The organism is Gilliamella sp. W8136 (assembly GCF_016101285.1).
Taxonomy (GTDB): domain Bacteria; phylum Pseudomonadota; class Gammaproteobacteria; order Enterobacterales; family Orbaceae; genus Gilliamella; species Gilliamella apicola_N.
The window spans coordinates 112567-124521 of the sequence record NZ_JACFQU010000012.1; the positions used below are offsets into that span (position 1 = coordinate 112567).

At 33.6% G+C, this 11955-nt stretch carries 20 protein-coding genes; 1 reads left to right on the forward strand and 19 read right to left on the reverse strand.

All coding sequences use genetic code 11. The features are described from left to right. The first annotated feature begins 199 nt into the window (after window positions 1-199). The gene (locus H3T96_RS09550; RefSeq protein WP_039128428.1) at window positions 200-1408 is read left to right on the forward strand and encodes an MFS transporter; all 1209 of its coding nucleotides are present in this window, start codon (window positions 200-202) and stop codon (window positions 1406-1408) included. Between the two features lie 70 nt (window positions 1409-1478). Here the strand turns inward: H3T96_RS09550 and surE are convergent, their stop codons facing one another. The 19 genes from surE to H3T96_RS09645 all read right to left on the reverse strand — a co-directional run. Further along, the gene (surE, locus tag H3T96_RS09555) at window positions 1479-2261 is read right to left on the reverse strand and encodes a 5'/3'-nucleotidase SurE (RefSeq protein WP_086327404.1); all 783 of its coding nucleotides are present in this window, start codon (window positions 2259-2261) and stop codon (window positions 1479-1481) included. A 9-nt stretch (window positions 2262-2270) separates the two neighbouring features. Continuing rightward, on the reverse strand, window positions 2271-3128 hold the full coding sequence (locus tag H3T96_RS09560) for a neutral zinc metallopeptidase (protein ID WP_086327405.1): 858 nt from the start codon (window positions 3126-3128) through the stop codon (window positions 2271-2273). A gap of 797 nt (window positions 3129-3925) precedes the next feature. Continuing rightward, window positions 3926-4312: a hypothetical protein gene (locus H3T96_RS09565; protein ID WP_144092418.1), complete on the reverse strand. Its 387-nt coding sequence runs from the start codon at window positions 4310-4312 to the stop codon at window positions 3926-3928. Between the two features lie 22 nt (window positions 4313-4334). Further along, entirely contained in the window at window positions 4335-4724 is a 390-nt protein-coding gene (locus H3T96_RS09570) for a hypothetical protein (RefSeq protein ID WP_144092420.1), read from the reverse strand. Between the two features lie 22 nt (window positions 4725-4746). Continuing rightward, a complete protein-coding gene (locus H3T96_RS09575) occupies window positions 4747-5139 on the reverse strand; it encodes a hypothetical protein (RefSeq protein ID WP_144092422.1) in 393 nt (130 codons plus the stop codon). 22 nt (window positions 5140-5161) lie between these two features. Beyond that, window positions 5162-5551, reverse strand: coding sequence for a hypothetical protein (locus H3T96_RS09580; protein WP_144092424.1), 390 nt, complete (start codon window positions 5549-5551; stop codon window positions 5162-5164). A gap of 22 nt (window positions 5552-5573) precedes the next feature. Next, window positions 5574-5960: a hypothetical protein gene (locus H3T96_RS09585; protein WP_144092426.1), complete on the reverse strand. Its 387-nt coding sequence runs from the start codon at window positions 5958-5960 to the stop codon at window positions 5574-5576. A gap of 22 nt (window positions 5961-5982) precedes the next feature. Beyond that, a complete protein-coding gene (locus H3T96_RS09590) occupies window positions 5983-6369 on the reverse strand; it encodes a hypothetical protein (protein WP_144092427.1) in 387 nt (128 codons plus the stop codon). Between the two features lie 22 nt (window positions 6370-6391). Beyond that, window positions 6392-6784: a hypothetical protein gene (locus H3T96_RS09595; RefSeq protein WP_144092429.1), complete on the reverse strand. Its 393-nt coding sequence runs from the start codon at window positions 6782-6784 to the stop codon at window positions 6392-6394. A gap of 22 nt (window positions 6785-6806) precedes the next feature. Then, window positions 6807-7199 (reverse strand): hypothetical protein, encoded by a 393-nt coding sequence (locus tag H3T96_RS09600; RefSeq protein WP_144092431.1) that lies wholly within the window; start codon window positions 7197-7199, stop codon window positions 6807-6809. A gap of 22 nt (window positions 7200-7221) precedes the next feature. Continuing rightward, complete coding sequence (locus tag H3T96_RS09605; RefSeq protein ID WP_144092433.1) at window positions 7222-7614, reverse strand: hypothetical protein; 393 nt, start codon at window positions 7612-7614, stop codon at window positions 7222-7224. A 22-nt stretch (window positions 7615-7636) separates the two neighbouring features. Beyond that, window positions 7637-8029, reverse strand: coding sequence for a hypothetical protein (locus tag H3T96_RS09610; protein ID WP_144092435.1), 393 nt, complete (start codon window positions 8027-8029; stop codon window positions 7637-7639). Between the two features lie 22 nt (window positions 8030-8051). Next, window positions 8052-8441 carry a hypothetical protein gene (locus tag H3T96_RS09615; RefSeq protein WP_144092437.1) on the reverse strand — a complete coding sequence of 130 codons (390 nt, stop codon included), beginning with the start codon at window positions 8439-8441 and terminating at the stop codon, window positions 8052-8054. 22 nt (window positions 8442-8463) lie between these two features. After that, window positions 8464-8853, reverse strand: coding sequence for a hypothetical protein (locus H3T96_RS09620; RefSeq protein ID WP_144092439.1), 390 nt, complete (start codon window positions 8851-8853; stop codon window positions 8464-8466). A 22-nt stretch (window positions 8854-8875) separates the two neighbouring features. Then, a complete protein-coding gene (locus H3T96_RS09625) occupies window positions 8876-9268 on the reverse strand; it encodes a hypothetical protein (protein ID WP_144092441.1) in 393 nt (130 codons plus the stop codon). Between the two features lie 22 nt (window positions 9269-9290). Continuing rightward, on the reverse strand, window positions 9291-9677 hold the full coding sequence (locus tag H3T96_RS09630; protein ID WP_144092443.1) for a hypothetical protein: 387 nt from the start codon (window positions 9675-9677) through the stop codon (window positions 9291-9293). Window positions 9678-9699: 22 nt separating this feature from the next. Further along, complete coding sequence (locus H3T96_RS09635; protein ID WP_144092445.1) at window positions 9700-10089, reverse strand: hypothetical protein; 390 nt, start codon at window positions 10087-10089, stop codon at window positions 9700-9702. A gap of 87 nt (window positions 10090-10176) precedes the next feature. Continuing rightward, window positions 10177-11406, reverse strand: coding sequence for a hypothetical protein (locus H3T96_RS09640; RefSeq protein WP_144092447.1), 1230 nt, complete (start codon window positions 11404-11406; stop codon window positions 10177-10179). A 79-nt stretch (window positions 11407-11485) separates the two neighbouring features. Beyond that, the coding region (locus H3T96_RS09645; protein ID WP_198248640.1) for a DUF2345 domain-containing protein at window positions 11486-11955 on the reverse strand (470 nt) is incomplete at its 5' end.

The window sequence follows — 11955 nt, forward strand, 5'->3', positions numbered from 1 at the left end:
GTGGATGATTTTGATTGTACGCTCAAAAAAATAAAAAGATATCTTTTTTTAATTTATTTGATCGTTAGATCAAAAATTTTGAGTACATGACAAGTGACGAAATAAATTTAAAAATAACCATTTTTTATTTCATTCTTCTACTGTATCCCTCTCTTTTTTATGTTTATAATTGTACAAAATAAAATGATAGAGAAAGTTTATGTCCAAAGCTTCATCTTTTCGCCAAAAACAGAGCATTGTCTTTTTAGCTTTTCTTATTACGACCTTTATTATCGGTATTGCCGGGGCGTTACAGTCACCTACCTTAAGCCGTTTCTTAACCTTTGAAGTTAATGTAAATTCCCATTTAGTCGGTCTTTTCTTTTCGATAAATGCTTTAGCCAGCATTGTGGGCAGTTTTCTATTAGCAAAATATTCGGACAAAAAAGGGGATAGACGTTATATCGTCATATTTTGCTGTTTAATGGGGGTTGCCAATAGTGTTACGTTTGCGTTTACGCGCAACTATTTTATACTGATTACGCTGGGGGTTTTATTTGCCGCATTATCATCGGCCGGCATGCCGCAAGTTTTTGCTTTAGCGCGTGAATATGCGGTCAAATCAGGACGTAATGTAGTTGCTTTCAACTCATTAATTCGTGCTCAGTTATCGTTGGCATGGGTATTTGGTCCACCAATTTCATTCGGTTTAGCTTTAAGCTTTGGCTTTACTGTAATGTATCTAACCGCAATGTCCATGTTTATAATTGCAATGTTATTTGTTGCAATATTCTTACCATCAGTCGAAAAAAATCCTACTTCACAACTCAGCAGTGCAGCTGAATTACAAGCGGCTAATATACCACTTTGGAAAAACAGAAATGTCGTTTGTTTATTATTATCTACAGTATTTATGTGGACAGCTAACATGATGTACATTATTGACATGCCACTTTATGTTGACTTAGTTTTACATCTTCCCGACTCTTTACCCGGCATTTTAATGGGGTTAGCAGCGGGTATTGAAATTCCTGTGATGCTTATTGCTGGATTTTTAGTGCCTTATTTGGGTAAGCGAAATCTATTTTTTATTGCCATTATTTGTGGCTTATTTTTTTATATTGGCATGATTTTCTTTACCAGTAAATTTGCTTTGTTAGCACTACAGATATTTAATGCATTATTTATCGGAATTGTGGCTAATATTGGTATTATCTACTTTCAGGATTTGTTACCAACTAGAATGGGCGTAGCTTCGACACTATTTAATAACGGGATTATTTTTAGCGTTATTCTGGCAGGTGTTTTGCAAGGGTTTGTTTCTGATGAATATGGGCATGAAGCTATCTACTGGATTGCGCTTGTGATGGTTGCTGTTTCATTGCTGTTTTGTGCACTGGTTAAAGATGGAAAGAAACGGTCACCTTAAGTAAGCCATCCATTATCTTTTATTTGTTCGTCTTCCAAAACGAATTGGAAGACGATATCAAAATCAATTATTAACAATCAAATTCTTTTAATAACGTTTCATAAAAAGCATAATTTGTTCTTTCATAACCAATAGGTGTAATGGCAATGAAATTACCATTAGCCGCATCCAACTCTTTATTATCATCAAACACCTGCTGATTACGCTTAGCTCTAAACCAAAAATAATCATGACCTTCTGGATCTTTAGTTGGTGCAACCACAAAACGACTGACATCACAATCACCTTGTTTAGTGATTTTTAATCCTTTAATCTGATGAGCATCACAAGCAGGAAAATTAACATTAAAACAGATATTTTTAGGAGTAGATAATGATAGTAGTTTGCTGATCACTGATTCAGCATGATAAGCTGAACAATCCCATATTGTTGGTTGGTTATCTTCAGTAGAGCATTGGCTTAAGGCAATTGATGGTATTCCTAAAGCTGTTGCCATCATAGCTGCGCCAACCGTACCGGATAAAACCGTTTCAAATCCAACATTTGAGCCATTATTAATGCCCGATAGCACGAGATCAGGCAACTTATCTGCCATTAGATGCTTTATAGCAAATAATGAGCAATCTGCGGGAGTTCCATAAACCGCGTATTGTCGTTCATCACGTTTTGCAACTCGAAAAGGCGCTTTTAAGCTGACCGAACATGATACACCACTTTGGTCGATTGCTGGCGCTACTACCCAAACTTCATGAGCAATTTTGTGTGCTACATCCTTTAAAATTTTAATGCCAGATGCATCAATACCATCATCATTGACTAACAAAACGCGATTTACTAATTTATTAAACATCATTCTATTTCCTTATTCAGCAAAAGTATTACATTGATTGATATCACCGCTATCAAATCCTCGTTTAAACCAAGTATAACGTTGCTTAGAACTACCATGTGTAAAACTATCTGGCACAACGTAACCATTACTTTGACGTTGTAAGCGATCATCACCAATCGCTTCAGCGGTCTTTAACGCTTGCTCAATATCGCCAACGTCTAAAATATTTTTTTGTTGCATTGCATGCCCCCACATACCGGCAAAGCAGTCGGCTTGTAGCTCTAATTTAACCGATAATTGATTGGCGAACACTTCAGATTGGCCTTGCTTTAATTGTTCGATTTTATTGAACAGACCCAGTAAATTTTGTACATGATGACCAATTTCATGTGCTATGACATAACCTTGGGCAAAGTCACCACCACCACCAAGTTGTTGTTTCATCTCTTGATAGAATGAAATATCCAAATAGACAGTTTTATCAACACTGCAATAAAATGGCCCCATAAAAGTCTGTCCAACACCACATGATGTTCTTGTTGAACCCGTATATAAGACTAATTTGGGAGGAGTATAGGTTCTACCTAAATGATTAAACTCTTGTTGCCAGTAATCTTCAGTACTCGCTAAAATAACCGATGTAAACTTAGCAGCATCTTCATCATTAATGGAATATTGATTTGAGCTTAGTGATGAGCTATTGGAGTCAATTAGGTTAGGATTAAGTAAGCCGGTCAAATCAACACCATAATAACCCGCAACCAAAACTACGATAAATAACACAGCTCGACCTTTACCACTTATTGGGATCCTTATTCCTGAATCGCTTCCATATTGTGAGCGGCGATCTTCAATATTATCACTCTCTCTTTGGTCTCTCCAACGCATAGGGAACACCTCATCAGTTTTGCTTAAATTATTTTAAAGGATAAAAGGGTAGGATACTAGATTAAGTTAATTTAATATCAAATAATGCATTGATTAATCTACTTTTATCTGTGTAATTATCTGTATCAAAATAATACTAAGTGGGTATATCACTTATCTTTTAAATTGTTTAAAAAAAAACTAACTCCAGTTTATAATGGATAGATGTTTATCGTTATTACTATTACGTTCTTTTTATAGTTTGTATTGTATTTAAAATTTAAAATCGGACTAATTTTTACAGAAGATGGATATTTTATAAAAATTATTTTTTATTTGAATGGCGTTTTTATATCTCAATGGGATATTACGCTAATTATCAATAAAAGAAAATTTAACCGTAGAGATTTTTAAATTCATTATACTTCAAAAACTACGAATCGTTATGATATTTCAACTTTACTTTTCGATGGTCAATAGGATTTTGAACGATCGAATGTTTAATACTATTAATCTGATAATGTCCATATATTTCAATGTGTAATGAACGTATTGTATTTATTATTTTAGATATATCGGTATATTTTAAATTCTAAAGTAATTTCTTTAAAAATATATCTCACAATTTTATAAACCTGATAAATAACGATAACTGAAATTTTAGACTTGTTTATTTTTAAATAGGGCATTGGGTAACGACTTTGGTCGAACGTCCATTTTTTCAATACAAAAACGGTAAGAACAGTAGTCAACAAAGCCCAATGATTAACATTAAATGATGTTGTAGATTTTTCATAAAATCTAGACCAATCCTGATACTATTCTTCAACTTTAATGGTATAAGTTTTAATAAATTTACTTCCCGGACACATTGTACCGTAAGTTAATCCAGCAAGTTTTATTGTTATTTTTCCTGCAACTTTAGGTGTTCCCTTTACTTTAAGATCATTAAAGGAAACATGTGTACCAAAATCAGTCGGAGATATTTCTAGTCCTGAGTTTTCAGGTGTAATAAGATAGTGAAAAGAGTCATTAATAACACGACCATTATAAACTTCAGTTTCAGCATAATAGGGAATACCTAATATGGCATTGGGTAACGACTTCGGCCGAACTTCCATTTTTTGCATACAAAAACAACCGGTAAGAGCAGAAGCCAAAAAAAGTCCAATGATTAACATTAAGTGATATCGTAATTTTTTCATAAAATCTATACCAATTATTAAACTATTCTTCAACTTTAATGGTATAAACTCTATCATAGCGTTTTCCCGGACATGTATTTGTTCCGTAAGTGCCTCCAGAAAGTTCTATTGTGATTATTCCTGCAACTTTAGGTGTTCCCTTTACTTCAAGATTATTATAGGAAACACGTTTTGTTCCTAAACCTCTAGGAGATAATTCAAGGCCTGATTTTTCTGGTTGGATATCATAGTAAAAGTGACGGCGATTAGCGTGACCACCAAAAACTTCAATTTTAGCATAATAGGGATTACCCAATGTGGCATTGGGTAATGTTTTTGGTCGAACTTCTGGTTTATAACACAAACAACCGGTAAGAACAGTAGTTAAAAAAAGTCCAATGATTAACATTAAGTGATATCGTAATTTTTTCATAAAATCTAGACCAATCCTAATACTATTCTTCAACTTTAATGGTATAAGTTTTCTTAAAGTCTCTTCCCGGACATGACATTGTACCGTAAGTGCCTCCAGAAAGTTCTATGCTGATTGTCCCTGTAACTTTAGGTGTTCCCTTTACTTCAAGATTATTATAGGAAGCATATTTTGTACCAAAATCAGTAGGAGATAATTCAAATCCTGATTTCTCTGGTTTGATATGATAGGTAAAGAATTCATCTATAACGACGCAACCAGCAACTTTGATTTTAGCGTAATAGGGATTACCCAATTTGGCATTGGGTAACGACTTTGGTCGAACTTCCATTTTTTGCATACAAAAACAACCGGTAAGAGCAGTAGCCAAAAAAAGTCCAATGATTAACATTAAGTGATGTTGTAATTTTTTCATATAATCTATACCAATTCTTAAACTATTCTTCAACTTTAATGGTATAAACTCTATCATAGCGTTTTCCCGGACATGTATTTGTTCCGTAAGTGCCTCCAGAAAGTTCTATTGTGATTGTTCCTGCAACTTTAGGGGTTCCTTTTATTTCAAGATCATTATAGGAAACATATTCTGTTCCAAAATCAGTAGGAGATAATTCAAGACCTGATTTTTCTGGTTTAATATGATAGGAAAAGTGACGATCTATAGCCACGCCACCAAAAATTTCAATTTTAGCGTAATAGGGATTACCCAATGTGGCATTGGGTAATGTTTTTGGTCGAACTTCTGGTTTATAACACAAACAACCGGTAAGAACAGTAGTCAAAAAAAATCCAATGATTAACATTAAGTGATGTTGTAGTTTTTTCATAAAATCTAAACCAATTCTGATACTATTCTTCAACTTTAATGGTATAAGTTTTATCCAATTCAACTCCCGGACACATTGTACCGTAAGTTAATCCAGAGAATTTTATGGTGATTGTTCCTGTAACTTTAGGTATTCCTTCTACTTTTAGGTAATTATAAGAACTATTAGGTGTAAAATAAGAAGATGATAATTCAAGTCCTGATCTTGCTGGTTTGATATGATAAGAAAAGAAATCATCCATAACTATGCCACCTAAAATTTTAATTTCGGCATAATAGGGGGCACCCAATGTGGCATTGGGTAACGACTTAGGTAGGACTTCAACTTTTTGTGTACAAAAACAACCGGTAAGAACAGTAGCAAGAAAGAGTCCACTGATTAACATTAAATGATATCGTAGTTTTTTCATAAAATCTAAACCAATCCTGATACTATTCTTCAACTTTAATGATATAAGTTTTATTAAATTTCTTTCCCCGACATGACATTGTACCGTAAGTGGTTCCTGAGAGTTTTATTGTGATTGCTCCTGCAACTTTAGGTGTTCCCTTTACTTTAAGATCATTAAAAGAAACATGTGTTCCAAAATCAGTCGGAGATAATTCCAGTCCAGAGTTTTCAGGTTCTATTTTATAGTGAAAAAGGTGTTGAATAACACGAAGGTTAATATCAATTTCAGCATAATAGGGGGCACCCAATTTGGCATTGGGTAATGACTTCGGTAGGACTTCAACTTTTTGTGTACAAAAACAACCAGTAAGGAAAGTAGCCAGAAAGAGTCCAATGATTAACATTAAGTGATGTTGTAATTTTTTCATAAAATTTATTCCAATCTTGATACTATTCTTCAACTTTAATGGTATAAACTTTCTTAAAGTCTCTTCCCGGACACGACATTGTACCGTAAGTGCCTCCATAAAGTTTTATTGTGATTGTCCCTGTAACTTTAGGTGTTCCCTTTACTTCAAGATCATTATAGGAAACATATTTTGTTCCTAAACCTCTAGGAGATAATTCAAGTCCTGATTTTTCTGGTTTGATATGATAGGTAAAGAATTCATCTATAACGACGCCACCAGCAACTTTGATTTTAGCGTAATAGGGATTACCCAATTTGGCATTGGGTAATGACTTCGGTAGGACTTCAACTTTTTGTGTACAAAAACAACCAGTAAGAACAGTAGTTAAAAAAAGTCCAATGATTAACATTAAGTGATGTTGTAATTTTTTCATAAAATTTATTCCAATCTTGATACTATTCTTCAACTTTAATGGTATAAACTTTCTTAAAGTATCTTCCCGGACATGACATTGTACCGTAAGTGCCTCCAGAAAGTTCTATGCTGATTGTCCCTGTAACTTTAGGTGTTCCCTTTACTTCAAGATTATTATAGGAAGCATATTTTGTACCAAAATCAGTAGGAGATAATTCAAGTCCTGATTTTTCTGGTTTGATATGATAGAAAAAGGAATTATCTATAGCGACGCCACCAGCAACTTTGATTTTAGCGTAATAGGGATTACCCAATGTGGCATTGGGTAACGACTTTGGTCGAACTTCCATTTTTTGCATACAAAAACAACCGGTAAGAACAGTAGCCAGAAAAAGTACAATGATTAACATTAAGTGATGTTGTAATTTTTTCATATAATCTAGACCAATCCTGATACTATTCTTCAACTTTAATGGTATAAACTTTCTTAAAGTCTCTTCCCGGACATGACATTGTACCGTAAGTGCCTCCAGAAAGTTCTATTGTGATTGTTCCTGCAACTTTAGGCGTTCCTTTTACTTCAAGATCATTATAGGAAACACGTGATCCAAATTTAAAAGGAGCAGATAATTCGAGTCCGGATTTTGCTGGTTTGATATGATAGGTAAAAAATTCATCTATAACGATGCCACCGAAAACTTCAATTTTAGCAAAATAGGGATTACCCAATGAGGCATTGGGTAACGACTTCGGTCGAACTTCCATTTTTTCCATACAAAAACAACCGGTAAGAACAGAAGTCAAAAAAAATCCAATGATTAACATTAAGTGATGTCGTAATTTTTTCATAAAATCTAAACCAATTCTGATACTATTCTTCAACTTTAATGGTATAAACTTTCTTAAAGCCTCTTCCCGGACACGACATTGTACCGTAAGTGCCTCCATAAAGTTTTATTGTGATTGTCCCTGTAACTTTAGGTGTTCCCTTTACTTCAAGATCATTATAGGAAACATATTCTGTTCCAAAATCAGTAGGAGATAATTCAAGTCCGGATTTTTCTGGTTGGATATCATAGTAAAAGTCATGGCGATTAGCGTGGCCACCAAAAACTTCAATTTTAGCATAATAGGGATTACCCAATGTGGCATTGGGTAACGATTTAGGTAGAACTTCCATTTTTTGCATACAAAAACAACCGGTAAGAACAGTAGCCAAAAAAAATCCAATGATTAACATTAAGTGATATCGTAATTTTTTCATAAAATCTAGACCAATCCTAATACTATTCTTCAACTTTAATGGTATAAACTCTATCATAGTGTTTTTCTGGACATGTATTTGTTCCGTAAGTAGTTCCAGAAAGTTCTATTGTGATTGTTCCTGCAACTTTAGGGGTTCCTTTTACTTCAAAATTATTATAGGAAACATATTCTGTTCCTAAACCTCTAGGAGATAATTCAAGGCCTGATTTTTCTGGTTGGATAACATAGGCAAAGTGATCGCTATTAGCCACGCCACCAAAAACTTTAATTTTAGCAAAATAGGGATTACCCAATGAGGCATTGGGTAACGTTTTTGGTCGAACTTCTGGTTTATAACACAAACAACCGGTAAGAGCAGTAGTCAAAAAAAATCCAATGATTAACATTAAATGATATCGTATTTTTTTCATAAAATTTATTCCAATCCTGATACTATTCTTCAACTTTAATGGTATAAACTTTCTTAAAGTCTTTTCCTGGACATGTATTTGTTCCGTAAGTAGTTCCAGAAAGTTCTATGCTGATTGTTCCTGTAACTTTAGGCGTTCCTTTTACTTCAAAATCATTATAGGAAACACGTTTTGTTCCTAAACCTCTAGGAGATAATTCAAGGCCTGATTTTTCTGGTTGGATATCATAGTAAAAGTGACGGCGATTAGCGTGGCCACCAAAAACTTCAATTTTAGCATAATAGGGATTACCCAATGTGGCATTGGGTAACGTTTTTGGTCGAACTTCTGGTTTATAACACAAACAACCAGTAAGAACAGTAGCCAAAAAAAATCCAATGATTAACATTAAGTGATATCGTAGTTTTTTCATAAAATCTAAACCAACCCTAATACTATTCTTCAACTTTAATGGTATAGGTTTTATTAAATTTATTTCCCCGACATGACATTGTACCGTAAGTTCTTCCAGAAAGTTCTATGCTGATTATCCCTGAAACTTTAGGCGTTCCTTTTACTTCAAGATCATTATAGGAAACATATTCTGTTCCAAAATCAGTAGGAGATAATTCAAGTCCGGATTTTTCTGGTTTGATATGATAGAAAAAGGAACGGTCTATAACGACGCCACCAAAAACCTCAATTTTAGCATAATAGGGATTACCCAATGTGGCATTGGGTAACGACTTCGGTCGAACTTCCCTTTTTTCCATACAAAAACAACCGGAAAGAACAGTAGTCAAAAAAAGTCCAATGATTAACATTAAGTGATATCGTAATTTTTTCATAAAATCTAGACCAATCCTGATACTATTCTTCAACTTTAATGGTATAAACTTTCTTAAAGTCTTTTCCCGGACACGACATTGTACCGTAAGTAGCTCCTGAGAGTTTTATTGTGATTGCTCCTGCAACTTTAGGTGTTCCCTTTACTTTAAGATCATTAAAGGAAACATGTGTTCCAAAATCAGTAGGAGATAATTCAAGTCCAGAGTTTTCTGGTTCAATTTGATAGTAAAAATGGCGTTTAATAACACGAATGTTAATATCAATTTCAGCATAATAGGGGGCACCCAATTTGGCATTGGGTAATGACTTCGGTAGGACTTCAACTTTTTGTGTACAAAAACAACCGGTAAGAACAGTAGTTAAAAAAAATCCAATGATTAACATTAAGTGATATCGTAATTTTTTCATAAAATCTAAACCAATTCTGATACTATTCTTCAACTTTAATAGTATAAACTCTATCATAGTGTTTTCCTGGACATGTATTTGTTCCGTAAGTGCCTCCAGAAAGTTCTATTGTGATTGTTCCTGCAACTTTAGGGGTTCCCTTTATTTCAAGATCATTATAGGAAACATATTTTGTTCCTAAACCTCTAGGAGATAATTCAAGTCCTGATTTTTCTGGTTGAATATCATAGTAAAAGTCATGGCGAATAGCATGGCCACCAAAAACTTCAATTTTAGCATAATAGGGGGTACCCAATGTGGCATTGGGTAAAGTTTTTGGTCGAACTTCTACTCTATCACAAAAACAACCGGTAAGAGCAGTAGCCAAAAAAAGTCCAATGATTAACATTAAGTGATATCGTATTTTTTTCATATAATTTATCCAGTTTAATTGAATTGGTTGTTAATAAGTGTTTTTTTAACACTTTCCCATTTGTTTCAATAACATTTACTTTTTCGTTTATGGTATTTTACTTATCACAAAAGCCGCATAAGAGTATTTCATAACATCAGCTAAAGTTGTATTTTCTAGTAAATGATCCTTTACCTCACCCCATGAAAAGCATGTAAGCTCTACTAGCTCAGTGAGTAAAGTTTGTTCAGTCACCTCATGACCATTTATTAACTTTAATTTATCTGCCAAAACAATCCAATGGTTTTTAGTTGCAATAGGTACTCTTGTATCAAACATTCGTGATGTTATCAGCATGACTACGTGCGTATCTTCACGAACATAAGAATTTAAGCGGCATAAATCTTTTAACGTTAATTTAGGACCTGTTATATGATTTATTATTTTTGTATTGATTTCGTAAATAATTTCGGCGCCAGCTTTTTTAAACCATGTTTTAAGATCCCCGGCTGGCGTAATACCCGGGATTTGATCATCTGGAGAATCAAAATCAAAAAAACTATTTTCTGTATCTCTCAAACTTGCTAAGGTTATCCAATCTATAGCTGAAATTTTTGAATAAATTCCTCCTTTCTCATTATAACCATAAAAGTTTTTCGGATGACGACAATCATAACCAGGTTCTAGTTTTAATGTGCCAATTTTAGTTTTACCTGACTCCCAAAGTTCTTTCACCATCTGTTTATACAGATCAGGTCTATCGATCAATAAACAATAAAAAAACGCGGCCGGACCACATAGCATAGCATAATGTTGATCAGGATAATCCACTTTTGCTAATCTTAATAGCAAGCCTTTTTCAACTTCTTCTTTGCTAAAAGGATCTAGTGGATCGCCAGCAGGGTATTCTTTAACTTCAAAAGCTCTTAATTTAAAGGTCACCTTTACACTATATATGAATACATGACCGATTTGGGTTTTTTCAGTTGTTTCATTGTATTCAAATTCCCTTGATGGCCCCCATTTTTTATCAGTTATTAAAAATCCCTTTAGAGGTATAATTGCTGTCATAGGTTTTGGTAACACTTCATATTCATCGTTACCTATTTTATGAAAAAGATTAAGTTCTAAGATATAAGATGTATTTTCAGGGTCAGAAATATCTAATGAAGAGTGCACTAATGTCCTCTTATCAGCTTGTAAGTTTTGTTTTCCTGTTGATTTTAAAGCATAAACTTTATTATCTTTATCATCAATTTTATATAATTCCATTTCATAAACAATATATTTAGGATCAGTTTTAGTCTTAATATATGTTGATATGTTGTATATTGTCATGTAATTTTCATCCTTAAGATTAAGCTTTTATCATTATTCTAAAAGTTAGTGAGTTAATATTTTTTAGCTTAATTCTTTACTAATTGATAAACTCGCCATTGCTTGTTTTGCTTATCAATAAGCGAATCGCAATTTTTTCTTCTTTTTTTGTATAAAATCTTTCCGTATATCCTTTATCATCTGTTTGCCCTTGTTTAACTGAACCATCTTCCATAAAGGCTAAATACTTTGTGTTTTTATACGGTTGATCTTCATCATTTACCATAAGGTATTTTAAGCTATATGTTTTACTTGATGAAAATTCGTTTGGGATAGCTTTAGGTAATAAAATTTCAAGTATATTTTTCGTTTTCGGCCCCATTTTCTGCAATGCATTACTTTTTATATAAACATTATCAGCGGTGCCCAGTTCAATCCCAGCACTGCTAAGTTTGATGTATGAACCACCACACATTAACTTCAGATCTTCACTTGCAGTGACCGTTAATTTTCCATCGACACTGTCTATTTTAATATCTTGCTTGGCAGCCATATTCAGGTTGGCATTTT

Bases quoted from the DNA above. Each gene is read 5' to 3' on its own strand.
- H3T96_RS09550 (WP_039128428.1), top strand. From the start codon at position 200: ATGTCCAAAGCTTCATCTTTTCGCCAAAAACAGAGCATTGTCTTTTTA.
- surE (WP_086327404.1), bottom strand. From the start codon at position 2,261: ATGATGTTTAATAAATTAGTAAATCGCGTTTTGTTAGTCAATGATGAT.
- H3T96_RS09560 (WP_086327405.1), bottom strand. From the start codon at position 3,128: ATGCGTTGGAGAGACCAAAGAGAGAGTGATAATATTGAAGATCGCCGC.
- H3T96_RS09565 (WP_144092418.1), bottom strand. From the start codon at position 4,312: ATGAAAAAATTACGATATCACTTAATGTTAATCATTGGACTTTTTTTG.
- H3T96_RS09570 (WP_144092420.1), bottom strand. From the start codon at position 4,724: ATGAAAAAATTACGATATCACTTAATGTTAATCATTGGACTTTTTTTA.
- H3T96_RS09575 (WP_144092422.1), bottom strand. From the start codon at position 5,139: ATGAAAAAATTACAACATCACTTAATGTTAATCATTGGACTTTTTTTG.
- H3T96_RS09580 (WP_144092424.1), bottom strand. From the start codon at position 5,551: ATGAAAAAACTACAACATCACTTAATGTTAATCATTGGATTTTTTTTG.
- H3T96_RS09585 (WP_144092426.1), bottom strand. From the start codon at position 5,960: ATGAAAAAACTACGATATCATTTAATGTTAATCAGTGGACTCTTTCTT.
- H3T96_RS09590 (WP_144092427.1), bottom strand. From the start codon at position 6,369: ATGAAAAAATTACAACATCACTTAATGTTAATCATTGGACTCTTTCTG.
- H3T96_RS09595 (WP_144092429.1), bottom strand. From the start codon at position 6,784: ATGAAAAAATTACAACATCACTTAATGTTAATCATTGGACTTTTTTTA.
- H3T96_RS09600 (WP_144092431.1), bottom strand. From the start codon at position 7,199: ATGAAAAAATTACAACATCACTTAATGTTAATCATTGTACTTTTTCTG.
- H3T96_RS09605 (WP_144092433.1), bottom strand. From the start codon at position 7,614: ATGAAAAAATTACGACATCACTTAATGTTAATCATTGGATTTTTTTTG.
- H3T96_RS09610 (WP_144092435.1), bottom strand. From the start codon at position 8,029: ATGAAAAAATTACGATATCACTTAATGTTAATCATTGGATTTTTTTTG.
- H3T96_RS09615 (WP_144092437.1), bottom strand. From the start codon at position 8,441: ATGAAAAAAATACGATATCATTTAATGTTAATCATTGGATTTTTTTTG.
- H3T96_RS09620 (WP_144092439.1), bottom strand. From the start codon at position 8,853: ATGAAAAAACTACGATATCACTTAATGTTAATCATTGGATTTTTTTTG.
- H3T96_RS09625 (WP_144092441.1), bottom strand. From the start codon at position 9,268: ATGAAAAAATTACGATATCACTTAATGTTAATCATTGGACTTTTTTTG.
- H3T96_RS09630 (WP_144092443.1), bottom strand. From the start codon at position 9,677: ATGAAAAAATTACGATATCACTTAATGTTAATCATTGGATTTTTTTTA.
- H3T96_RS09635 (WP_144092445.1), bottom strand. From the start codon at position 10,089: ATGAAAAAAATACGATATCACTTAATGTTAATCATTGGACTTTTTTTG.
- H3T96_RS09640 (WP_144092447.1), bottom strand. From the start codon at position 11,406: ATGACAATATACAACATATCAACATATATTAAGACTAAAACTGATCCT.